Below are 22,021 nucleotides of genomic sequence, written 5' to 3' on the forward strand. Positions count from 1 at the left end.
CTTCTCGAGAATGTGGATGCGGGATCGGCGCCGAAGCTGCCCCCGTGGCGCCTGGCTGATGTCTATCAGCGGCCTGAGCGTCCGCACATCCCCCGCGGCGCGGCGCTCTGCATCGATCGCGTAACGGCGCTTCTGGGAGGATCGAGCCATGGCGATCCTCCGCGACCTGGCCCTCGGCGCACGGCTCTTCGGCAGGGGGTTCGGCACCTGGGTCCGCTCGCCCCGGGCGATGCTCCTCGGCGCGATCCCGCCCCTGATCGTCGGCCTCGTCTTCGTCGGCGTGCTGGTGCTCGTTCTCACCCGGATCGACGAAGTGGTGCGCGCGCTGACGCTGTTCGTGGACGGCTGGGACGAGGCCGCGGCCGGCACCGTCCGCCTCCTGCTCTCCATCGCCGCGGTCGGGGCGATCGTCGCACTCGGCGTCGTCCTCTTCGCCGCGGTCACCCTGCTCGTCGGCGACCCCTTCTACGAGCGGATCTGGCGCGGCGTCGAGAACGAGCTCGGCGGCGTGCCCGACGAGCACGAGACGGGGTTCTGGCGCGGACTCGGCCGCACACTGCGCGACTCCTCGGTGCTGGTCGGCACCTCGCTGGCGATCGGCGTCGTGCTGGTGCTGCTCGGGATCATCCCGGTCGTCGGGCAGGTGGTCGGGCTGGTCGCCGGCGCGCTCGTCGGCGGCCGGGCGCTCGCCCTCGAGCTGACCGGGTTCGCCGGCGACGCCCGCGGACTCGCACTGCGCGATCGCCGCCGGCTCCTCGGCGAGCGCCGCGCGGTGTCGCTCGGCTTCGGCATCGCGGTCTACCTGGCCTTCCTGATCCCGGGCGGCGCGGTGCTCGCGACCCCCGCGGCGACGGCCGGGGCGACCCTCCTGCTGCGCACGCTCCGCGGCGAGTCGACGGAGCGGATCGACCCGGCGCCCGACGCCGCGACCGCCTGATCGGGTGGCCGCCCGAGCGGCGCCTCCCCTAGACTTCCCCCGTGCTCACGTCGACCCTCCGCCCCTGGTGGCCCGCCTCCTAGGCAGGCCGACGCGCAGACTCCTCTCGCACACGACCGCCTCGACCGGGCGGTCGTTCTGCATGTCGGGGCCCGGGTGAGGGACACCCCGACCCAAGGACCACGATGACCTCGCTCCTCTCCCGCATCCTCGCCTCCGACGGAACGCTGCCGTTCGCGGTCGTCCTCCGGCAGGGCCGGACGGACGTCGACGTCTTCACCGGCGACGTCGTCGATGTCGACGGCCTCGCCGACATCCCGCTCGACGGCGCCGACGTGCTGACCCTCGTGCCCTACCGTCAGGTGCGCGAGCGCGGCTTCGCGGCGAAGGACGACGGCGCCCCGCTGCGGAACCTCGTGGTGCGCGAGCGCGAGAGCGTGCCGCTCGCCGAGGTGCTGCGGCTGCTGCCCGAGCGCGAGATCCCGGTCGAGGAGCGCGGCTTCGACGTGCCCGACGAGGAGTACGCGGAGATCGTCCGCCGGGTGATCGACGACGAGATCGGCCGGGGCGAGGGTGCGAACTTCGTCATCAACCGCGCCTTCGTCGCGCACACGGACGCTCCCGCGGTCGAGGCGGTGCTGGCCTGGTTCCGCCGGCTGCTGACCGACGAATCGGGCGCCTACTGGACCTTCGCCATCCACACCCCGGGTGCCGACGGCTCGCCGGCCGTCACCGCTGTCGGCGCGACCCCGGAGCGCCACGTGTCGGTCCGCGACGGCGTGGCGATGATGAACCCGATCAGCGGCACCTTCCGCCACCCCGCGGCCGGCCCGACCGGCGCCGAGGTGCTCGCCTTCCTCGCCGACGTCAAGGAGAGCGAGGAGCTCTTCATGGTGGTCGACGAGGAGATGAAGATGATGAGCGCCGTCTGCCCGAACGGCGGGCGGATCCTCGGGCCGTTCCTCAAGCAGATGTCGCGGCTCAGCCACACGGAGTACCTGCTCGAGGGGCGCACCGATCTCGACGTCCGCGAGGTGCTGCGGCTGACCATGTTCGCGCCGACCGTCACCGGCTCGCCGATGGAGAACGCCTGCGCCGTGATCGCGGAGTACGAGAAGGAGCCGCGCGGCTACTACTCCGGTGTCCTCGCCCTGTTCGAGCCGGAGGAGCACGGCTACACGGTCGACGCGCCGATCCTGATCCGCACCGCCTACCTCCGCGAGGACGGCCGGCTCACCGTGCCGGCCGGCGCGACGCTCGTGCGGCATTCGACGCCGGAGGGCGAGGTCGCCGAGACCCGCGCGAAGGCGTCCGGGGTGCTCTCCGCGCTGGGGCTGCTCCCGCACCGCGACATCCCGCCGGCGATCGACCTCAACGCGCAGCCCGGCGTGCAGGAGGCGCTCGAGGCGCGCAACGAGCGGCTCGCGTCGTTCTGGCTGCGGCCGCAGGCTCCCGAGCACATCGAGGGGCTCGCCGGGCACACCGCGCTCATCGTGGACAACGAGGACCAGTTCACGACGATGCTCGCGCACCAGCTGCGCCACCTCGGCATGGACGCCCGGGTCGAGCGCTGGTCGAGCGTCGAGGACGTGCTGAGCGACGACCTCGTGGTGTTCGGCCCCGGCCCCGGTGACCCGCGCGACGACTCCGAGCCGCGGATCGCCCGGCTGCGGGCGCTGATGACCGAGCGGCTCGCCTCGGAGCGGCCGATGCTCGCCGTCTGCCTCAGCCACCAGATGCTCTCGCTGCTGGCCGGGCTGCCGGTCGAGCCGCTGCCCGCGCCCCGGCAGGGCGTGCGGCTCGCGGTCGACGTGTTCGGCGAGGACGCGGCGATCGGCTTCTACAACACCTTCTCCTCGGTGGCGGGCGCGGAGGTGTCGAGCACCCCGCTGCTCGACCTCGAGATCTCGCGCGACCCGGCGACGGGGATCGTGGACGCGCTGCGCGGGGAGGGAGTCGCCTCCGTGCAGGGGCACCTGGAATCGGTGCTGTCCTCCGACGGCCTGCGCACGCTCGAGCGACTGGTCCGCACCGCGACCTCGCAGCCGGCGCGCGCGTGAGCGACGTCCGGCTGATCGCGTCGCCGTCCTACTCCGCCGAGCTGCGGGAGGCGGTGGCCGCGAGCGTCCGGGCGGCGGCGGAGGCCGCTCGCGGCTGGTACGGCCGCGGCGACAAGCTCGCCGCCGACGCGGCCTCGGTCGCGGCGATGCGAGCGGTGCTCGCCGAGGCACCGTTCGCCGGCGTCGTCGTGATCGGCGAGGGTGAGAAGGACGACGCCCCGATGCTCGCGAACGGCGAGCGGCTCGGGCGCGCCCACTCCCCCTCCTGCGACGTCGCGGTCGACCCGCTCGACGGCACCCGGCTGACGGCGGAGGGGATCCCCGGCTCGGTCTGCGTCATCGCGCTCGCCCCGCGCGGCACGATGCTCGATCCGCGCGACGTCTTCTACATGGACAAGCTCGTCTGCTCCGGAGCGGGGGCGGGAGTCGTTGGGCTGGATCTGGCGCCCGGCGAGAACGCGCGGCGGCTGGCGGACGCCCTCGGCAAGCCGGTCTCCGAGCTGGTGGTCGCCGTGCTGGACAAGCCGCGGCACGCCGGGCTGATCGCGGCGCTGCGGGAGGCCGGTGTCGCGCTGTCGCTCCGCGGCGAGGGCGACGTCTCGGTCGCCATCGAGGCCGCGGACCCCTCCGGCGCCGTCGACCTGGTGCTCGGCATCGGCGGCACCCCCGAGGGGGTCGTCGCCGCCTGCGCCGTCCGCGCCCTCGGCGGCGTGATGGAGGGCCGCCTCGCCCCGCAGACCGCCCTCGAGCGCTCGAACGCCCTGGCCGCCGGCCACGACCTCACCCGCCTGCTGACCCTCGACGACCTCGTCTCCTCCCCCGACGTCCTCTTCGTCGGCTGCGAGGTCTGACGTCTTCTCCGCGAGATGCCACTTGTGCACGCCTTTCACGGCGTGTCGCGTGCACAAGTGGCATCTCGCGGGCAGCGCGCTCGAGCGGGTCAGCGTCCGCAGCGTCTCCCGCGGTCGCTCGCTTGTGCCCTGAACAGGGGTGTGTGATATTTCCTCGCTTAGTGATCATATAGATGTGGTCGCGGCGCTGGGTCCGACCGACGGATCGAGGGACGGCCATGAAGAGATCGACACGAATCGCTTCCCTCGCAGGAGCAGTTTTGCTGAGCGTCGGGATGGCGGCGACCGCGCAGGCGAACATCTTCGCGGACAGCTTCGACAAGAACGCCGGCGGGTTCCAGTCGCCGACGTCGACCACCTACCAGACGAAGTACGAGTCGAATCGCAACGGCACCATCCAGCTCCGGGAGATCGGCAGCGACTACAAGATGGACGCGCAGATGTGCCAGGCGCTCGTCAACTGCGACAAAGGCACGAAGATCTTCTCGATCACCGACGACAACATCGTCCACGGACTCTCGAACAGTTTTGCGGCGGGTACCGAGACTCTCACCTCCGCGCTTCGAACGACCCCCTTCACCATCTATCAGGTGCACGTGCGGGGTCAGTGGCAGGCCTGGTAGAGCCGGAGCCGACCATCGACACGACCGTGCCTTCGCGCTTCGCACGGGTCCTCACCGATCTGCGGTCGTCGTTGCGCTGGCCGCAGGCGCTCCTCGGTGCGATCCTCGTCGTCGGTCCGACGGCTCTCGGGCTGGCGGAGGTGGGCGGCGGTGTCTACCGCGATGAGCTGGACGTCTACTCGCAGTTCATGATCTCCCCGATGATCATTCTCTTCCCCGTCTTCATCACGACGGCCTGCTGCAGCGGCACCGCTGCCGAGATCAGGAACAGGTTCGTCGTCCTCGTCCGCGCGCGGACGGATCTCCGGTCCTACCTGGCGACCCGCATGATCAGTGTCGCCCTCGGAGGATTCGTGCTGGGCTTCCGCGCCGCACTCCTTCCCGGACTGATCGCCTTCGGGATCTGGCCGGAGCTGGGTGCGCCCTTCATCGATCCGGTCGTGTACGGACTCGCACCGGACGAGGTGGAACGGAACGCCCTGGAGCGCGTGAACTACTCGCAGCTGCTCGCCTTCGGGTGGCCGGTGTACCTGATCGGCTACTCCTCGGTGCTGGGCGCCTGGGGCGCGATCACGGCGGTGGCCGGGGTGCTCGCGCTGGTCGCACTGAAGAACCTGGGGCTGGCGATGGTGCTGCCCGCCGTGATCTTCTTCGTCGAGACGATGGCTGTCGCCCTGGTCGACCATCCACTTCTCGGATTCATGTACGGAGCCTTCCCGTTCGGTCTCGATCAGGCGCCGATGGGCATCATGGTCCTGCCGCTCGCGGTCGCTGGAGCCGCGACGGTTCTCGCCGCACGGCGGATCCTCGGAAGAGCCCAGCGACTCCCGGCGCTGACATGATCGCCTCGCTCTCCCGCCGTGTCCGCCTGCTGCTCGCCGGCTGGACCCTCGCGGCTGCCGCCGGGTACTCGATCCACCAGCGGATGCTCTGGACCGCGTCGGGTTCCTCGTTCGGATTCGTCGACGTGGCGGTCGAAGTCGTGAACGACCCGCTCTTCGTCTGCTACGGACTGGGAGCGCCGTGGTGCATCGCCTTCTTCCTGGCGTCGAGGTCCCTTCCTCCGGAATCCGTGTGCATCCGGGCCGGATCCCTCAAGAACGTGCTCCTCGTCCTCCTGCGCAGCGACGCGGCGAGTGCTGCGGTCGTCCTGTTCGGGGTACTGACGACGTGCTGGGTGTGCTCCCTCGGGCTGGCGAACGACGTCGCGCGCGTGCCCGGATCGGTGAGTGCACTGCTCTCGGACGTCGCGCTGCCCCCGCCCGTCGGAGTGCTGCTCCAGCTCCCGCTCCTCCTGCTCTTCCTCACGACGATCGGGTCCCTCCTCTCCGCCTGCTGGGTGCTCTCAGGCGGGAGTGTCCTCGTCGGGCCGGCGGCGACGGTGCTGCTCGGCTGGTTCGCCGTCTCGGCGGCGGGGGGACTCCCGAGGGACTCCGCCGTCAGCTCGGCGTTCCTCTCCAGTTCCTCGCTCCACCTCGGGCGGCCGTTCGGCGTGCTCGCCGCCGCCGTCGTCCTCCTCTCGATCGAGGTCGTCCTCCTCGGCGCCGTCCGGGTCCAGGATCGCCGGCTGTCCGGAGTTGCGCGGTCCTGGGGTGCCGGATGGGCGGCGTACGTCCTCCTCCTCGGCACGGCCGCGCTCGGGCCGACGGGGCTCCAGTCGGTCTCCGAGGGGAATCCGGCACCCGGGGTCGAGGGAAGAGTCCTCGGTCCTCTCTTCGCGGGCCCAGTGGGCGCTCTCGCACCCACCCTGCTCTCCGTCCTCGTCGTCACGGGCTTCGCGATGACCTGGCAGCTCAGCGAGCTCGATCCCCGGCGCCCGATCCTCCGCTGCGAGCTGATCCGGTTCGGATCGAGCGGCGCTCGGAATCGGCGACTCGGCGCAGGGCTCCTCGCCCGTGCACTCGGAGTGAGCGCGCTCGTCGGCGCTCTGGCCGGTGCCGAGGCGCTCCTGCGGGGCGCCCCCGGCGAGCTCGCGTCCTTCGTCGACCCGGTGGTGGGCTATCAGCTCCTGGTGAACGGAACGCTGCAGCTGACACTGGTCGCGGTCGCCGCCTCCGCCTTCGCGCCGCTCGCCGGATCGGGCGCGGCCCCCGCGGCCTTCTCGGCCGGATTGGCCTTCCTGCCGAGCGAGCTCCTCGAGGGCAACCCGCTCGGCATCGCGGGTCTGTGGCGGAGCGCGGGGGGCTGGCCGAGCGTCCTCCACGGGACGGCGCTGGCGCTGGGGAGCGCCTGCATCGTCCTCATCGCAGCAGTCATCGCGTCTCGACTGGTCGAGAGGCATCCAAGAACAGAAAGAGGTCGCTCATGACGAACGCCATCACGGTCGAGGGTGTGTCCAAGAGCATCCGCGGGAATCTGCTCTACAGCGAGGTCGCGTTCGAGCTGCGCCGAGGCGGGCTCTACGCCCTCCTCGGTCCGAACGGCTCCGGGAAGTCGGTCCTGCTGCGACTGCTCTGCGGCTTCCTCAGGCCGGACTCGGGCAGCATCAGCGTCGACCCTTCGATCTCGCCGGAGGGGCGGACGTTCCCGGACAGCTTCGGGATCACGATCGACGGCCCCGCCTACATCGCCGGCCTCTCCGCGGAGCAGAACCTCTTGCGACTGGCCGCGATCCGCAGGCGCATCGAAATCGAGGAGATCCGCGCGACGCTCGCCTCGGTACGTCTGCAGAGCACGGGGCGCGCGGCGGTCCGCACCTTCTCCTCGGGGATGAAGCAGAAGCTGTCTCTCGCGCAGGCCCTGATGGAGGAGCCGAAGGTGCTCCTCCTCGACGAGCCGTTCACCGCGCTCGACACGGAGAGCGTCGCGGTCGTCAAGGACGTCCTCCGCGAGCGGGTGGCTCAGGGCGTCACCGTTCTGCTGACGATGCACGGCGAGGCGGACTTCCTCGCCGAGTGCGACGGCGTCCTCCGGATCGAGAACCGCACGATCTCGATGCTCTGACGACCGGTCGTCTCCGCGAGATGCCACTTGTGCACGCCTTTCACGGCGTGTCGCGTGCACAAGTGGCATCTCGCGGGAGGAGGGCAGCGGGGACGACGAAGGCCCCGGCTCGACGTGCGAACCGGGGCCTTCTCGATGTAGCGGGAGCGGGACTTGAACCCGCGACACCACGATTATGAGCCGTGTGCTCTAACCACCTGAGCTACCCCGCCGCACGTTTCCGGAGGCTGGCCTGCCGGGAACGGAGCCCCCTGTGGGAATCGGACCCACTACCTCTTCCTTACCAAGGAAGTGCTCTACCAATGAGCTAAGGGGGCGCACCTGCGGGTCTGACTGCCCCTCTCGGGGCGTGCCCGCGATTTGGCACCGTTAGACGATAGCACCTCCGAGAGGCGGTGTTGACCGCGGGGTGGAGGGGGTGGTCCGGGCGGGGTGGATCTCGATACGCCCGGTCTGCGGGCTACTCGATCAGCATGAAGGCGCGGGCGGAGCAGCCGCGCAGCGGGGCCTCATGCCGGTCGAGCAGCCGCGCAGCGGCGTATCGAGACCCGCCTACGAGCGACTCGCCGTGTCGAGTGCGGCCAGCTCCTCCGCCGTCAGCTCGAGTGTCGCGGAGGCGACGAGGGCGGGCAGCTGCTCCATGACGCGGGCGCTCGCGATCGGCGCGGCGACGCCGTCCTGCGAGCGGAGCCAGGCGAGGGCGACGGTCGCGACCTCGGCGTCGTGGGCGGCGGCGGCCGCATCGAGGGCGGCCAGCACGCGGCGACCCCGGGCGTCGAGGTACTGCGCGGCACCCGAGGCGCGCGGGCTGTCCGGCATCGAGCCGTCGCGGTACTTACCCGTCAGGAAGCCGGACGCGAGCGCGTAGTAGGGGACGACGGCGAGCCCGGCCTCGCGGGCGAGCGGCAGGACGTCCGCCTCGATGCCGCGCTCGACGAGGTTGTAGTGCGGCTGGACGGCGACCGGCGCGTGCAGGCCCTCCTGCTTCGCGAGGCGCAGCCACTCGGCGATGCGGTCGGCGCTGAAGTTCGAGACTCCGATGGCGCGGACGAGGCCGTCGTCGACGAGCTCGGAGAAGACTCGGACGATGTCCTCGAGCGGGACGGCGTCGTCGTCGAAGTGCGCGTAGTAGAGGTCGATCCGGTCGGTGCGCAGGCGCTCGAGCGAGGCGCGCGCGGCGCGGCGGACGTTGTCCGGCGCGAGGCCGAGGAACTCGGGGTGCCGGCTGACCTTGGTCGCGATCACGACGTCGTCGCGCGAGCCCGAGCGGCGCGAGAGCCACTCACCGATGATCGTCTCGGACTCGCCGCCGTGGTTGCCGGGGACCCACGCGGAGTAGGAGTCGGCCGTGTCGATGAAGTCGCCGCCCGCGGCGACGTAGCCGTCGAGGACGTCGAAGGAGGTCTGCTTCCCGGCGGTCCAGCCGAAGACGTTGCCGCCGAGGGAGAGCGGGAAGACCTCGATGCCGGAGTCGCCCAGGGGCGCGCGGGTGAGGGAGTCGGGGGACGGAGCTGCGCTGTCGATCGTCATCCCCCGATTCAACTCGCCGCGGGCCGCACTGCCGATCCCCCGCCGCGCATGCGGAGCAAGCACTCAGCCGCCCGCCGCCGGACAGCACCTCCGGCACGCGGAACCTCCTTCGGCACGCCGGAACAGCAGGTTCTCGCGAGCCCGGGCACGTTTCACGAGCCGGAGCCCGCCCGGTTCGATCTCCGGCACGCGAGAACACCTCCGGCTCGTGGAATCAGCTGGTTCTCGCGAGTCCGAGCCGATTCGGCGTGCCGAACGTCCGCGGAAGACGGCGGGCGGGTCGCAGCGGAAGGACCTCCGGCACGCGGAACCAACTCCGGCACGCCGGAACGGCAGGTTCTCGCGAGCCCGGGCACGTTCCACGAGCCGGAGGTGCGCACCGGCGGACCCTCCGGCACGCGGAACCGACTCCGGCACGCCGGAACGGCCGGTTCTCGCGAGCCGGAGGGGGTTCCGCGAGCCGGAGGTGGGGCGGGACTCGCGCACCCGCGCAGGGCGGCGGGTGTCAGCCGCCGAGCGGGTAGTCCGCGTAGGCGAAGCGCGCCCCGTCCGGCGACCAGCCGGCGACGTTGATCGTGCCCTGGCCGCCGAAGAGCGACTGCACCACCCGGCCCGGCGAGGTGTCGCCGGCCGCGCGCCCCTCGAGCGCGATCAGCCGCAGCTCGACCGGCAGGTTCTCCGGGTGCCCGGCCGTCCCTTCGGGGTAGGCGAGGTACAGCAGGTGCGCGCCGTCCGGCGACTCGTGCGGGAACCAGTCGACCGTGTCCGACACCACGAGCCGCTCGATCCCGGAGCCGTCCCGCCGCATCCGGAACAGCTGGGCGACGCCGCCCTCCCGCTCGGAGTTGAAGTGCAGCCACTCGCCGTCGGCGGAGAAGTCGACGCCGTCGTCCGGGTGCTCGTCGGCGGTGAGCGCGGTGAGCGGCCCGCCCTCCGCCAGCATCGTGTAGACGTTGGTGACCCAGCGCCCGGTGGCGTCCTCGCCGCCGCCGATCAGCGCGAGCAGCCGGCCGTCGGGCGAGACGCCGTGCAGGTAGTGCTTGAAGCGCGGACCGGGCCCGGCGGAGGTGACCCGCCGGGCGGGCGCCGAGCCGTCCAGGGCCACCGCGTAGAGGTGGCCGTCGCGGGCCGAGACGTAGGCGGTGCCGCCGCCGGGAGCGAGCACGTGGTCGTTGTTCAGCTCGTCCGGCACCCCGTCGAGCGGGATCGCCTGGAGCCCGGCGGGACCGACCGGCGCGTCCCCCAGCGGCAGCCGGAACAGCCCGCCGTCCCCGTTGACCACCAGGAACGACCCGTCCGGCGACCAGTTCGGCGCCTCCACGAGCAGCGAGTCGGAGGAGAACACCGTGGTGACCTCGCCGCTCGCGACGTCGAGCACGCGGATCCGGCAGGTCTGGGCGGGGAGCAGTGAGCGGGCCATGCGCACCACGGTAAGGGAACGGCGGTCGTCAAGCCCGTCCGCACTCAGGTTCCCGCCGCCCAGCCTCCCTTATCCTTGTCTGGACAACTGTGCTGAGTGGTACCGGGGAGGACTGTGTGATGCTCCTCACCCTCGCGATCACGTTCGCCCTCGCGGTGATCACGCCGTGGATCGTCGACCGCTTCGGTCCGAAGGTCTTCTACGCCCTCGCCCTCGTGCCGGCCGCGACCTTCGTCTCGACCGCCGCCTCGCTGCCGACGGTCCTCGCCGGCGGAGAGCTGCGCGAGGAGATCCCGTGGATCCCCTCCCTCGACATCTCGCTCTCGTTCCGGCTGGACGCGCTCTCGATCGTCCTCGCGCTCGTCGTCAGCGGCGTCGGCGCCCTCGTCCTCGCCTACTGCGGCAGCTACTTCACGCGCGACGAGCCCTCGCTCGGCCGGTTCGCCGCCCTGCTCTTCGCCTTCGCCGGCGTGATGTACGGGCTGGTCACCGCCGACGACGTGATCATCCTCTTCGTGTTCTGGGAGGCGACGAGCGTCCTCTCCTACCTGCTGATCGGGCACTACAGCGGGCGCAAGGAGAGCCGCGGAGCCGGGCTCCAGGCCCTGCTGGTCACCACCCTCGGCGGCCTGGCGATGCTCGTCGGCGTGATCATCCTCATCGTCGAGTCGGGCACCTCGAGCCTCGCGGGCATCGTCGCCGCGGCCCCGTCCGGGCCGATCGTCTCCGTCGCCCTCGTCCTCGTCCTGCTCGGTGCCTTCTCCAAGTCGGCGCTGGTCCCCTTCCACTTCTGGCTGCCGGCCGCGATGGCCGCGCCCACCCCGGTCAGCGCCTACCTGCACGCCGCCGCGATGGTGAAGGCCGGCATCTACCTCGTCGCCCGCCTCGCCCCGGGCTTCGCCGACGACGCCGTCTGGCTGCCCGTGATCGTCAGCGTCGGCGTCTGGACGATGCTCGTCGGCGGCTGGCGCTCGCTCCGCCAGTACGACCTCAAGCTCGTCCTCGCCTACGGCACCGTCAGCCAGCTCGGCTTCCTCACCGTCGCGGTCGGCTTCGGCTCGCGCGACGCGGCCCTCGCCGGCCTCACCCTGCTGATCGGGCACGCGCTGTTCAAGGCGCTGCTGTTCCTCGCCGTCGGCATCGTCGACCACCGGGCCGGCACCCGCGACCTGCGCAAGCTCAGCGGCCTGGGCCGCCAGGCCCCGGTGCTCGCCGGCGCCGCGCTGCTCGGCGTGCTCTCGATGGCGGGCATCCCGCCGCTCCTCGGCTTCGTCGCGAAGGAGGCGGTCTTCACCAGCCTGCTGTCCGCGATCGAGCAGGGCTCGTTCTGGGCCTGGGTCGCGCTGATCGGCCTCGTCCTCGGCTCGATCCTCACCGTCGCCTACTCGGCCCGCTTCTTCTGGGGCGCGTTCGCCCGCAAGAAGGGCCTCGAGGACACCCACCTCCACGCGGAGCCGTGGACCTTCACCGCGCCCACCGTCGTCCTCGCGGTCGTGAGCCTCGTCGGCGGCATCGGCGCCTCCCTGCTCGACCCGCTCGTCGCGGTCTACGCCGACACGCTCCCCTACGGCGCCCCCGACGCCGACCCGCGGCTCGCCGCGGCGGCCGAGGAGTCCGACCACGGCGGCTACCACCTCGCGCTCTGGCACGGCTTCGAGCCGGCCCTCGCGCTGAGCGCCCTCGTCATCGCGATCGGCCTGCTCCTCTTCGCCAAGCGGATCGCCGTCGCGCGGATCCAGTCCAAGGTCCCGAACACCATCGACTCCGCCGAGGGCTACTGGGCCACCGTCCGCTGGCTCGACCGCGTGGCCAGCACCGTCACCGAGTTCGTCCAGCGCGGCTCGCTCCCCCGCTACCTCACGGTGATCTTCGCGGTCTTCGTCCTCGGAGTCGGCGGTGCCGCCGCACTCAACCGCACCTGGCCCGGCGACCTCGTCTTCTGGGACTCCCCCGGCCAGCTCGCCGTCGCGGCCGTGATGATCCTCGCCGCGATCCTCTGCGCCGTCGCGCGCAACCGCGTCGCCGCCGTGCTGCTCGCCGGCGCGACCGGCTACGGGATGGTCGCCCTCTTCGCCATCCAGGGCGCCCCGGACCTCGCGCTCACCCAGGCGCTGATCGAGACGATCACCCTGGTCGTCTTCGTCCTCGTGCTGCGCCGGCTCCCCACCCGGATCGCGCAGAAGCACCAGCCGATGCGCAAGCGCCTCCGCGCCGTCATCGGCATCGCGGTGGGCGCCGTGATGGCCCTCGCCGCGACGATCGCCCTCGGCGCCCGCACCGCGACCCCGATCTCCGTCGACCTCCCGCGCCTGGCCTACGAGGAGGGCAAGGGACGCAACATCGTCAACGTCCTCCTCGTCGACATCCGCGCCTGGGACACCATGGGCGAGATCTCGGTGCTGGTCGTCGTGGCGACCGGTGTCGCGAGCCTGATCTTCCTCTCCAGCCGGGCCGGCGGCGCTCCGCGCCTCGAGCATCAGAGCGCGGCCGACCGCGAGGAGCGCGCAACCGACCTCACCGCTCCCTCCGCCGACGCGGAGAAGACCGGCGACCGCGGCTCCTGGCTGGTCGCCGGCCGCACGCTGCGCCCTGAGAACCGCTCGATCGTGCTCGAGGTGCTGGTGCGCCTGCTCTTCCACCCCGCGATGATCGTCTCCGTCTACCTGCTCTTCACCGGCCACAACACCCCGGGCGGCGGCTTCGCAGGCGGCCTGCTCGCCGGTCTCGCCCTCGTCGCCCGCTACCTGGCCGGCGGCCGGTTCGAACTCGGCGAGGCCGCGCCGATCGACGCGGGTAAGGTCCTGGGCCTCGGGCTGCTCTTCGCGGTCGGCACCGCCGTCTCCTCGCTCGCCTTCGGCCTCGAGGTGCTCGAGTCGAGCTGGCTCGACCTCTACCTGCCGGTCCTCGGCGAGCTGCACCTGGGCACCTCCACCCTCTTCGACATCGGCGTGTACCTGATCGTGATCGGCCTGACCCTCGACATCCTCCGCAGCCTCGGCGGCGAGGTCGACCGCCACGGCGAGGAGGCCGAGCAGGGCGACCCGTCCGGCGACGGCGTCACCCACTCGACCGACAGCACCCCCGGCCCCGGGGCCGGCACGGTCGACGGCCTCGAGACGAAGCTGCCGACCGGCTCCACCGTCGTCGGCGGACCGGGCAGGGGGGCCGACGCATGAGCATCACCCTCGTCCTCGTCGTCGTGATGGCGGTGCTGTACGCCGCGGGCGTCTACCAGATGCTCGAGCGCAGCCTCACCCGCATCCTGATCGGCTTCCTCCTGGTCGGCAACGCGACGAACATCCTGATCCTGCTGATGGCGGGCCGCTCGGGCCTCGCGCCGTTCGTGACCGACGACGGCCGCTCCTACGAGCAGATCGCCGAGGAGATGGCCGACCCGCTGCCGCAGGCGCTGATCCTGACGGCGATCGTGATCACCTTCGGAGTGTCCGCCTTCCTCCTCGCGATGATCTACCGGCGCTGGCGCCTGGCCAACGCGGACCAGGTCGAGAACGACGAGACCGACGCCTCCGTCCGTGAGGACGCGGCCGGCATCTCGGCGCAGACCACCGCGGACGACCGGGCCCTGGACGTCCTGCTCGAATCGAGCGACGAGGGCACCGCTGCCAAGCACGGCGAGAGCGCCATGACCGACGACAGGAAGGAGGACCGATGAACGTGCTGATCCCCCTCGTCGTCACCCTCCCCCTGCTGGGAGCTGCCGTCGCCCTCGTGCTCGGCCGCCACCGGCGCGCGCAGATCACGGTCAACATCGTCACGCTGTCCGCGGTCCTGGTGATCTCCTCCGTTCTGCTCGTCCTGGTCCTCACCGGCCAGGAGGGCGGCAGCGCCGTCTACGTCGGCGGCTGGGAGCCGCCGTGGGGCATCGTGCTGGTCGTCGATCCGCTCGCCGCCCTGATGCTCGTGATCACCTCGGTCACGCTGCTCGGCGTCCTGCTGTTCTCGGTCGGCCAGGGCCTGGTCGACGGCAACCGCGAGACGCCGGTCACGATCTTCCACCCGACCTACCTGATCCTCTCGGCCGGCATCCTCAACGCCTTCGTCGCCGGTGACCTCTTCAACCTCTACGTCGGCTTCGAGATCCTGCTCGCGGCGAGCTACGTGCTGATCACCCTGGGCGGCACCGCGCCGCGGATCCGCGCGGGCACGACCTACGTGGTCGTCAGCCTGGTCTCGAGCGTGTTCTTCCTCTCCGCGATCGGCCTGCTCTACGGCGCCACCGGCACCGTCAACATGGCGCAGCTGTCGATCCGCATCGCCGAGCTGCCCGACGACGTCCAGCTCGTGCTGCACGTGGTGCTGCTGCTCGGCTTCGGGATCAAGGCCGCGGTCTTCCCGCTGTCCTTCTGGCTGCCGGACTCCTACCCCACCGCTCCGGCCCCGGTCACGGCCGTCTTCGCGGGCCTGCTCACCAAGGTCGGCGTCTACGCGCTGATCCGCACCGAGACGCTGCTCTTCCCGGGCGGCAGGCTCACCGAGGTGCTGATGGTGGTCGCGCTGCTGACGCTGGTGGTCGGCATCCTCGGCGCGGTCGCGCAGGCCGACATCAAGCGGATGCTCTCCTTCACGCTGGTGTCGCACATCGGCTACATGGTCTTCGGCATCGCGATCGGCACGGAGGCGGGCTACGCCGCGACGATCTTCTACGTGATCCACCACATCACCGTGCAGACCACGCTGTTCCTCGCGACCGGGCTGATCGAGCGCGTCGGCGGCACCACCTCGATCCTCCGGCTGGGCGGCCTGCTGAAGGCCTCGCCGCTGCTCGCGCTGCTCTACTTCATCCCCGCGATGAACCTCGGCGGCATCCCGCCCTTCACCGGCTTCCTCGGCAAGGTCGGCCTCTTCGTCGCCGGCACCGAGTCCGCCGCCGACCAGCCGTCCTGGCTGATCTGGGCGGTCATCGCCGCGGGCGCCGTCACCTCGCTGCTCACCCTCTACGCGGTCGCCCGCGTCTGGAACATGGCGTTCTGGCGCCGCCAGGAGGAGGTGCCCGGCTACGAGTCGCCGCTGATCGACCAGCTGCAGGAGGACCCGCACGACACGGGCACGGTCCGCACCCGGCACTCGCCGCCGATGATGGTCCTCGCGACCGCTGGCATGGTCGTCTTCGGCGTCGGCCTCACGATCGCCGCCGGCCCGCTCTACGACGCCAGCGAGCAGGCCGCCGCCGCGATCGCCGACCCGTCCACCTACATCGCCACCGTCTACCGCGACTCGTCCTTCGGAGAGGAGGGCCCCCGATGAGCCCCCGCCGCCGCGTCGACTTCTGGAACCGGTTCGCGATGTTCGTGACGCTCGTCGGCATCTGGGTGCTGCTCTGGGACGACGTGTCGGTGCTCTCGATCGTCTCGGGCTTCCTGATCGCGCTGATCATCACGCGCGTCTTCTACCTGCCGCCGGTGGAGTTCTCCAACCGGGTGAACCCCTGGCACCTGCTGGTCTTCCTGCTGCGCCTCGCGCTGGACATCGCGGTCGCGTCCGTCCGCGTCTCGTACCAGATCCTCACCCTGCCGGTCCCCGTGCACAACGCGATCGTCGCCGTGCACCTGCGCAGCCGCTCCGAGGGAATGCTGGTCTGGACGACCGAGGCCGTCTCGCTCGTCCCCGGCTCGCTCGTGATCGACGTCGACCCCCAGCTGAACGTGCTCTACCTGCACGTCCTCGGCGTGACGCACGACGAGGGCCACCGGATCGACGAGGTCCGACGCACGGTCCTGCGCACCGAGGCGCGCATCGTCCGCGCGATCGGCTCGCGCGAGGACGTCGCCCGGGTCAGCGAGCCGCTGGGCGAGAACGCGGGGGTGCTCCGATGATCGAGTGGCTCGTCTGGATCCTGGTCCCGATCTTCGGAGCGGCCGCCCTGCTCTCGCTCGTGCGCATCCTGATCGGCCCGTCGGTCCTGGACCGCGTGGTCGCCGCCGACGTGCTGGTGGCGACGATCCTCTGCGGCCTCGGCGCCGAGATGGCGATCAACCACCACGCGACGACGCTCCCGGTCGCGCTCGGGCTCGCGCTGTTCGCGGTGTTCGGCTCGATCAGCGTCGCCAAGTTCATGGCCAACCGCGAGGAGGACTGACATGGACGTCTTCTTCGACGTCGTCACCGCCGTGCTCGTCACCGTCGGCGGGCTGCTCTCGCTGGTCGCCGCGATCGGCCTGCTCCGCTTCGGCGATCTGCTCTCGCGGATGCACGCGGGCACGAAGCCCCAGGTGCTCGGCATCATCTGCGTGATGCTCGCCGTCGCGATCCGGAACCCCGGCTTCGCCGCCGCGGGCACCGTCGTCCTGGTGATCGGCTTCCAGCTGCTGACCGTGCCGATCTCGGCGCACATGGTCGGCCGCGCGGCCTACCGGGCCGAGGCCGTCTCCACCGGGTTCCTCGTCTCGGACGAGCTCGCCGACGCCGTGCAGCGCGCGGACGACGCCTCGCGGGCGACGGGTCCGGAGACGGCGCACGCCTCCGAGGAGGCCGCCGAGCGCTCGAGCGCGCCGCAGCCCGAGGACGAGGACGGCCCGGCCGCGACCGCCTAGCCGCCGGTCATCGTCCGCAGCGCGTAGCCGCCGACGGCGAGCGTCACCGCGAACAGCCCGCCTATCAGCAGCACGAGCAGCGGCACCACCCAGAGCAGGGCCCTCCGGCGTCGGGCGCGGGCGGCTTCCGGGGTCTCTTCGCTCACCCGTCGACCCTAGGCCAGGCGGCGCCTCCGCCGGGCCGGGCGCTTCCGGGGCGCCCGCTACCCTTGATGCCATGACCCTGGACTCCGCTCTCTCCGGCGCGCCCGAGAACTCCCCTGCTCCCGGGAGCTCCCCCGTCTCGTTCCCGGAGGCGGCCGGCCGGCCCGGTGCGGAGTGGTGGCGCACCGCGGTCATCTACCAGATCTACCCGCGCTCCTTCGCGGACGCCGACGGCGACGGGATCGGCGACCTCCCCGGCATCACCTCGCGCCTGGACAGCCTGGCCGAGCTCGGCATCGACGCGATCTGGCTCTCGCCGTTCATGACCTCCCCGCAGAAGGACGCCGGCTACGACGTCGCCGACTACTGCGACGTCGACCCGCTCTTCGGCACGCTGGGCGACTTCGACGCGATGCTCGCCCGCGCCCACGCGCTCGGCATCCGGGTGATCGTCGACCTCGTCCCCAACCACTCCTCGAGCGCGCACCGCTGGTTCCAGGCCGCCCTGGCCGCTCCCGCCGGCAGCGACGAGCGCGCCCGCTACCTCTTCCGCGACGGCCGCGGCGCCACCGGCGAACTGCCGCCGAACAACTGGGAGTCGGTCTTCGGCGGCCCCGCCTGGACCCGGGTCACCGAGCCCGACGGCACCCCCGGCCAGTGGTACCTGCACCTCTTCGACACCTCGCAGCCCGACTTCGACTGGACGAACGAGTGGGTCCGCGAGCGCTTCCGCGAGGTCCTGCGCTTCTGGCTGGACCGCGGCGTCGACGGCTTCCGCGTCGACGTGGCGCACGGGATGATCAAGGCCGAGGGCCTGCCCGACTACACCCCGCCCGCCGACAGCGGCTCGATGGGCGGCGTGGCGCCCGGCGACGACGCCGAGCCCGTCACCGCTCCCTACTGGGCGCAGGACGGCGTGCACGAGATCTACCGCGACTGGCACGCGCTGCTCGCCGAGTACCCGGCCGACCGCGTCCTCTGCGCGGAGGCGTGGGTGCAGCCGCTCTCGAAGCTCGCCCGCTGGGTGCGCCCCGACGAGATGCACCAGGCCTTCAACTTCGCCTACCTCGAGACGCCGTGGGGCGGACCCGCGCTGCGCGACATCATCGACTCCTCGCTGAGCTCGTTCGCCGCGGTCGGCGCCCCCTCCACCTGGGTGCTCTCGAACCACGACGTGGTGCGTCACGCGAGCCGCCTCGCCCTCACCGCCGACAACCCGCAGGGCTACGGCATCGGCCCGCGCACCCCCGGCCTGCCCGATCCGGTGCTCGGCCTCCGCCGCGCGCGGGCCGCGACCGCGCTGATGCTCGCGCTGCCCGGCTCCGCCTACGTCTACCAGGGCGAGGAGCTCGGCCTGCCCGAGGCGATCGACCTGCCCGACGCGGCGCGCCAGGACCCGACCTGGTTCCGCACCGGCGGCGAGCGCTACGGCCGCGACGGCTGCCGCGTGCCCCTGCCCTGGGAGGCGGACGCGCCCGCCTACGGCTTCAACGACTCCGGCGACTCCTGGCTCCCCCAGCCCGGCGACTGGGCGCCGTTCGCGCGGGACCGCCAGGCCGGCGTCGAGGGGTCGACCCTCGAGCTCTACCGGGAGCTCCTCGCGGTGCGCCGCGCGGAGGACCTCGGCTCGGGCTCGATCGAGTGGCTCGAGGGCTACCCGGAGGAGGTCGTGGCGTTCCGCAACGGCGGCGTCACCGTGATCGCCAACACCGGCTCGTCGCTCGTCGAGCTGCCGGTCGGCGCGGTCGTGCTCTCCTCCGAGGAGCTGCACGAGCCGGCGCTGCCGGGCGACACCACGGTCTGGCTGCGCCAGGACTGACGTCCCAGAGTTCGATCTGCAGGTGATCCGCCGCCGCGGGCTGCGCTCCCGTGGCGGAACGGGCGCTGCGACGCGGATCGCCTGCAGATCGAACGGGAGCGGGCGGGCCCGCGGTGGCTCAGCGCCCGGCGTTCGCCTTCAGCCAGAGGTAGGAGTCGACCTTGGTCACGCCGTCGAGGCGGATCTCGAAGTGCAGGTGCGGTCCGGTCGACATGCCGGTCGTGCCGACGAGGCCGAGCAGCTGGCCGACCTTGACCGGGTCGCCCTCGTTGACCGCCGCGCTGCCGTGCTGCATGTGCGCGTAGACGCTGGAGACGAGCTGGCCGTCGATCTCGTGGTCGACGATGACGTGCACTCCGAGCGAGCCCTCGCCGTCGATCACGGTGCGGACCACGCCGTCGGCGATCGCCTGGATCGGCGAGCCGTTGCCCGGGTTGAAGTCGGTGCCGCCGTGGTTGACCGAGCAGCCCGCGCAGTTGCGGTAGCCGAAGCGGTCGCCCACCGGCACGCCGACCGCGAAGGGCCACTGGATCGAGGCGTTCGGGTCGTTGGTGAAGCCCGCGTCGGAGGTGCGGCCGATGGCGGCGACGTCCGTCTGCGTCTTGCGCTCCTGCACGCCGAAGCCGTCGCGGGCGACGGTCTCGGCGCTGACCTCGCCGGTGGTGAACGACTGCGCGCCACGGTCGACGGTGCCGCCGGGCGCGACGACGAGGTTCTGCGCCTGCACCTCCTCGGCCGTGAGGAGTGACGTGGCGGGCAGCGAGGTCGCGGCCACCATCGCCGCGACGAACGACAGCGCGACGAGCCCGCCGATCCGGCGGCTGGACCGCACGGGTCGCAGCGGTGCGACGCGGGGTGCGGAGACGGGTGCCGGCGGCGCGGAGCGGACGGAGGCGACGCGCAGCTCGGCGTCGCGGAGCTCGGCCGGACCGACCGCCACTCCCTCGGCTTGGACATCGGCGGCCAGGGCCTGCGCGCGCTCGCGCTCGCGCAGCTCGCGACGGGTGAGGGGTGGGAGGGATTCGCCGGGGGTCGATGCGGAGGCAGCGGGCAAGGGCGAATCGGGGCTCACGAAATCCGGATCTTCCGTCGGGGGCAGGGGACGAGTGGCGCTCCGCCAGGGAGTCGAAGCGCTTCTCGGGGATCCGCAACCGCATCCTGTGCGAATGTCACGAATTCATAAAGGATAACCACGGACTCCCGATCCGGCCAGAGCGGGTCGCGCAGAGGCCGGATCCTCGTCGCCGGATCCGCGCTCGGCGCTCGGATCCTGCGCGATCATGCGCGCGCATGCACCGACTCCGCGCGGACCGGTCCCCGATCAGACCTCGTCGGCGCGCAGCCGGCGCAGCAGAGCCTCGAGCTCGCTGAAGATCGGCTCCGGAGCCGCGATCAGCAGGCCGTTGCCCGCCGGGCGGCCGTCGAAGCCCGCGACGACGGCCCCGGCCTCCTCCGCCACGAGGGCGCCCGCCGCGAGGTCCCACGGGTTCAGCCCGCGCTCGTAGTACGCGTTCAGCGACCCCGAGGCGACCGCGCAGAGGTCCAGCGCCGCCGAGCCGATGCGGCGGATGTCGCGCACCGAGCCGAGCAGCTCCTGCACGACCGCGCCCTGGCGCATCCGGCGCGCGGCGTCGTAGCCGAATCCCGTGCCGACCAGCGCCAGCGAGAGCGAGGCGGGCGGAGTGACGTGCAGCGCGACCCCGTCGCGCTCGGCCCCGCCGCCCCGGCTCGCGGTGTAGACCTCGCCGGTCGCGCCGTTGACGACCGCCCCGGCGAGCGCCGTCCAGGTCTCCGGCTCCGGCTCGCCCTCGACCACCGCGATGCTGACCGCGTAGGAGGGGATGCCGTAGAGGTAGTTGACCGTGCCGTCGATCGGATCGACGACCCAGGTGAGCCCGCTCGTCCCGCCGCCGGCGCCCGACTCCTCGCCGAGGAAGCCGTCGTCCGGCCGCGCCTCGGCGAGCCGGCGGCGGATCAGCTGCTCGACCTCGCGGTCGGCGGCCGTGACCACGTCCTCCGGCGACGACTTCGAGGTGGCGATCTCGACCCCGTCCTGGCGGCGCTGCCGGGCGAGGTGCGCCGCCTCGACGGCGATCGAGCGGGCGATGGCGAGGAGGGAGGCGTGGGCGCTCATGCGTCCAGCCTAGGGACCGGCCGGGCAGGCGGGGACGGACGCAGGCGGGGCAGACGGCGACCGGACCAGCGGAGGATCATGGGGGCATGAGCGCCGCCGTGACCCCTCAGCCCCCGATCGCCGTGACCGGAGCCACCGGGGCGGTGGGCGGCCGCGTCGCGCGCCTGCTCGCCGACGCCGGCCTCCCCCTCCGCCTCCTCGCCCGCGACCCCTCGCGTGCGCCCGAGCTGCCGGGGGCGACGGCCGTCCGCTCCTCCTTCACCGACCCGGGCGATGCGCTCGACGGCGTCCGGCTCCTGCTGATGGTGTCCGCGGCCGAGAACGAGGACCGCCTCGCCGAGCACCTCTCGATGGTCGCGGCCGCCGCGCGCGCGGGCGTCGAGCACGTCGTCTACACGTCCTTCGCCGGCGCCTCCCCCACCGCGACCTTCACGCTCGCGCGCGACCACGCCGCGACGGAGGAGGCGATCCGTGCCTCCGGGGTGGACTGGACCTTCCTGCGCGACAACCTCTATCTGGACTTCGTCCCCGCGATGCTCGGCGACGACGGCGCGATCCGCGGCCCGGCCGGCACCGGCCGCGCCGCGATCGTCGCCCGCGAGGACGTCGCCCGCGCCGCCGCTGCGATCCTCCGCGCCCCGGAGGAGCACCGCGGCGCGACCTACGAGCTGACCGGCCCCGAGGCCCTGACCTTCGACGAGATCGCGGCCGTCCTCACCGCCGCCGGCCGCCCCGCCGTGTTCGTCGACGAGACGCTCGAGGAGGCGCGCGCCTCCCGCCGCCGCTGGAACGCCCCCGACTGGCAGCTCGACGCCTGGATCAGCACCTACACCGCCGTCGCCGCCGGCGAGATGCAGCACGTCTCCGGCGACGTCGAGCGCCTGACGGGCCGCGCCCCGCTCTCGCTCGCGCAGTTCCTCGCGGCGTCGCACTGACACTCCTCCGGACACCGATCAACGAGGCGCGCTAGGATCGACCCCATAAATGGTGTCTGAGCGCCCCTGAGACG

General features: G+C 72.2%; 20 protein-coding genes and 2 tRNA genes. 15 read left to right on the forward strand and 7 right to left on the reverse strand.

The window, feature by feature from the left end; all coding sequences use genetic code 11:
• Positions 1–148 precede the first annotated feature (148 nt).
• From EDF36_RS15750 to EDF36_RS21360, 7 genes are all read left to right on the forward strand, one after another.
• A complete protein-coding gene (locus EDF36_RS15750) occupies positions 149–937 on the forward strand; it encodes an EI24 domain-containing protein (protein ID WP_123733714.1) in 789 nt (262 codons plus the stop codon).
• A gap of 185 nt (positions 938–1,122) precedes the next feature.
• Positions 1,123–2,997, forward strand: coding sequence for an anthranilate synthase family protein (locus tag EDF36_RS15755; RefSeq protein WP_123733715.1), 1,875 nt, complete (start codon positions 1,123–1,125; stop codon positions 2,995–2,997).
• A complete protein-coding gene (locus EDF36_RS15760; RefSeq protein WP_185020510.1) occupies positions 2,994–3,848 on the forward strand; it encodes a fructose-bisphosphatase class II family protein in 855 nt (284 codons plus the stop codon). The genes EDF36_RS15755 and EDF36_RS15760 overlap by 4 nt, the downstream gene beginning before the upstream one ends.
• A gap of 260 nt (positions 3,849–4,108) precedes the next feature.
• Positions 4,109–4,471 (forward strand): hypothetical protein, encoded by a 363-nt coding sequence (locus EDF36_RS15765; protein ID WP_148060062.1) that lies wholly within the window; start codon positions 4,109–4,111, stop codon positions 4,469–4,471.
• 26 nt (positions 4,472–4,497) lie between these two features.
• Positions 4,498–5,313: a hypothetical protein gene (locus EDF36_RS15770; protein ID WP_148060063.1), complete on the forward strand. Its 816-nt coding sequence runs from the start codon at positions 4,498–4,500 to the stop codon at positions 5,311–5,313.
• Positions 5,310–6,779, forward strand: a complete 1,470-nt coding sequence (locus tag EDF36_RS21355) for a hypothetical protein (RefSeq protein ID WP_185020511.1) — start codon at positions 5,310–5,312, stop codon at positions 6,777–6,779. The genes EDF36_RS15770 and EDF36_RS21355 overlap by 4 nt, the downstream gene beginning before the upstream one ends.
• The gene (locus EDF36_RS21360) at positions 6,776–7,414 is read left to right on the forward strand and encodes an ATP-binding cassette domain-containing protein (RefSeq protein ID WP_185020512.1); all 639 of its coding nucleotides are present in this window, start codon (positions 6,776–6,778) and stop codon (positions 7,412–7,414) included. Before EDF36_RS21355 ends, EDF36_RS21360 begins: the two co-directional genes overlap by 4 nt.
• Positions 7,415–7,552: 138 nt before the next feature.
• Here the strand turns inward: EDF36_RS21360 and EDF36_RS15780 are convergent.
• The 4 genes from EDF36_RS15780 to EDF36_RS15795 all read right to left on the reverse strand — a co-directional run bounded on the left by EDF36_RS15780 (position 7,553) and on the right by EDF36_RS15795 (position 10,364).
• Positions 7,553–7,626, reverse strand: a tRNA-Met gene (locus tag EDF36_RS15780).
• A 33-nt stretch (positions 7,627–7,659) separates the two neighbouring features.
• Positions 7,660–7,731: transfer RNA gene (locus EDF36_RS15785), tRNA-Thr, on the reverse strand.
• 235 nt (positions 7,732–7,966) lie between these two features.
• Positions 7,967–8,944 carry an aldo/keto reductase gene (locus tag EDF36_RS15790; RefSeq protein ID WP_123733719.1) on the reverse strand — a complete coding sequence of 326 codons (978 nt, stop codon included), beginning with the start codon at positions 8,942–8,944 and terminating at the stop codon, positions 7,967–7,969.
• A gap of 505 nt (positions 8,945–9,449) precedes the next feature.
• Entirely contained in the window at positions 9,450–10,364 is a 915-nt protein-coding gene (locus EDF36_RS15795) for a PD40 domain-containing protein (RefSeq protein WP_123733720.1), read from the reverse strand.
• A 119-nt stretch (positions 10,365–10,483) separates the two neighbouring features.
• On the opposite strand from EDF36_RS15795, the gene EDF36_RS15800 reads away from it, so the two are divergent.
• From EDF36_RS15800 to mnhG, 6 genes are read left to right on the forward strand one after another with little or no spacing between them, the layout of a single operon-like run.
• Positions 10,484–13,540, forward strand: a complete 3,057-nt coding sequence (locus EDF36_RS15800; protein ID WP_123733721.1) for a Na+/H+ antiporter subunit A — start codon at positions 10,484–10,486, stop codon at positions 13,538–13,540.
• Complete coding sequence (locus EDF36_RS15805) at positions 13,537–14,037, forward strand: Na(+)/H(+) antiporter subunit C (protein WP_123705321.1); 501 nt, start codon at positions 13,537–13,539, stop codon at positions 14,035–14,037. The genes EDF36_RS15800 and EDF36_RS15805 overlap by 4 nt, the downstream gene beginning before the upstream one ends.
• The gene (locus EDF36_RS15810; RefSeq protein WP_123733722.1) at positions 14,034–15,629 is read left to right on the forward strand and encodes a Na+/H+ antiporter subunit D; all 1,596 of its coding nucleotides are present in this window, start codon (positions 14,034–14,036) and stop codon (positions 15,627–15,629) included. Before EDF36_RS15805 ends, EDF36_RS15810 begins: the two co-directional genes overlap by 4 nt.
• A complete protein-coding gene (locus EDF36_RS15815) occupies positions 15,626–16,198 on the forward strand; it encodes a Na+/H+ antiporter subunit E (RefSeq protein ID WP_123733723.1) in 573 nt (190 codons plus the stop codon). The genes EDF36_RS15810 and EDF36_RS15815 overlap by 4 nt, the downstream gene beginning before the upstream one ends.
• Entirely contained in the window at positions 16,195–16,461 is a 267-nt protein-coding gene (locus tag EDF36_RS15820; protein WP_123447850.1) for a monovalent cation/H+ antiporter complex subunit F, read from the forward strand. Before EDF36_RS15815 ends, EDF36_RS15820 begins: the two co-directional genes overlap by 4 nt.
• Before the next feature lies 1 nt (position 16,462).
• The gene (mnhG, locus tag EDF36_RS15825; RefSeq protein WP_123733724.1) at positions 16,463–16,915 is read left to right on the forward strand and encodes a monovalent cation/H(+) antiporter subunit G; all 453 of its coding nucleotides are present in this window, start codon (positions 16,463–16,465) and stop codon (positions 16,913–16,915) included.
• Here mnhG and EDF36_RS21365 read toward each other — a convergent pair.
• Positions 16,912–17,061: a hypothetical protein gene (locus tag EDF36_RS21365; protein ID WP_159422145.1), complete on the reverse strand. Its 150-nt coding sequence runs from the start codon at positions 17,059–17,061 to the stop codon at positions 16,912–16,914. The two genes, mnhG and EDF36_RS21365, sit on opposite strands and share 4 nt — an antisense overlap.
• 71 nt (positions 17,062–17,132) lie before the next feature.
• Between EDF36_RS21365 and EDF36_RS15830 the strand changes: the two genes are divergently transcribed.
• Complete coding sequence (locus EDF36_RS15830; protein WP_123733725.1) at positions 17,133–18,878, forward strand: alpha-amylase family glycosyl hydrolase; 1,746 nt, start codon at positions 17,133–17,135, stop codon at positions 18,876–18,878.
• Positions 18,879–18,996: 118 nt separating this feature from the next.
• Here the strand turns inward: EDF36_RS15830 and EDF36_RS15835 are convergent, their stop codons facing one another.
• Together EDF36_RS15835 and EDF36_RS15840 are read right to left on the reverse strand one after the other, a co-directional pair.
• The gene (locus EDF36_RS15835) at positions 18,997–19,932 is read right to left on the reverse strand and encodes a M23 family metallopeptidase (RefSeq protein ID WP_148060065.1); all 936 of its coding nucleotides are present in this window, start codon (positions 19,930–19,932) and stop codon (positions 18,997–18,999) included.
• A gap of 267 nt (positions 19,933–20,199) precedes the next feature.
• Positions 20,200–21,012: an inositol monophosphatase family protein gene (locus EDF36_RS15840; RefSeq protein ID WP_123733727.1), complete on the reverse strand. Its 813-nt coding sequence runs from the start codon at positions 21,010–21,012 to the stop codon at positions 20,200–20,202.
• 86 nt (positions 21,013–21,098) lie between these two features.
• On the opposite strand from EDF36_RS15840, the gene EDF36_RS15845 reads away from it, so the two are divergent.
• The gene (locus EDF36_RS15845; protein WP_123733728.1) at positions 21,099–21,947 is read left to right on the forward strand and encodes an SDR family oxidoreductase; all 849 of its coding nucleotides are present in this window, start codon (positions 21,099–21,101) and stop codon (positions 21,945–21,947) included.
• Positions 21,948–22,021 lie beyond the last annotated feature (74 nt).

The sequence above is a fragment of the Rathayibacter sp. PhB152 genome (genome assembly GCF_003751395.1).
Classification (GTDB): Bacteria; Actinomycetota; Actinomycetes; order Actinomycetales; family Microbacteriaceae; genus Rathayibacter; species Rathayibacter festucae.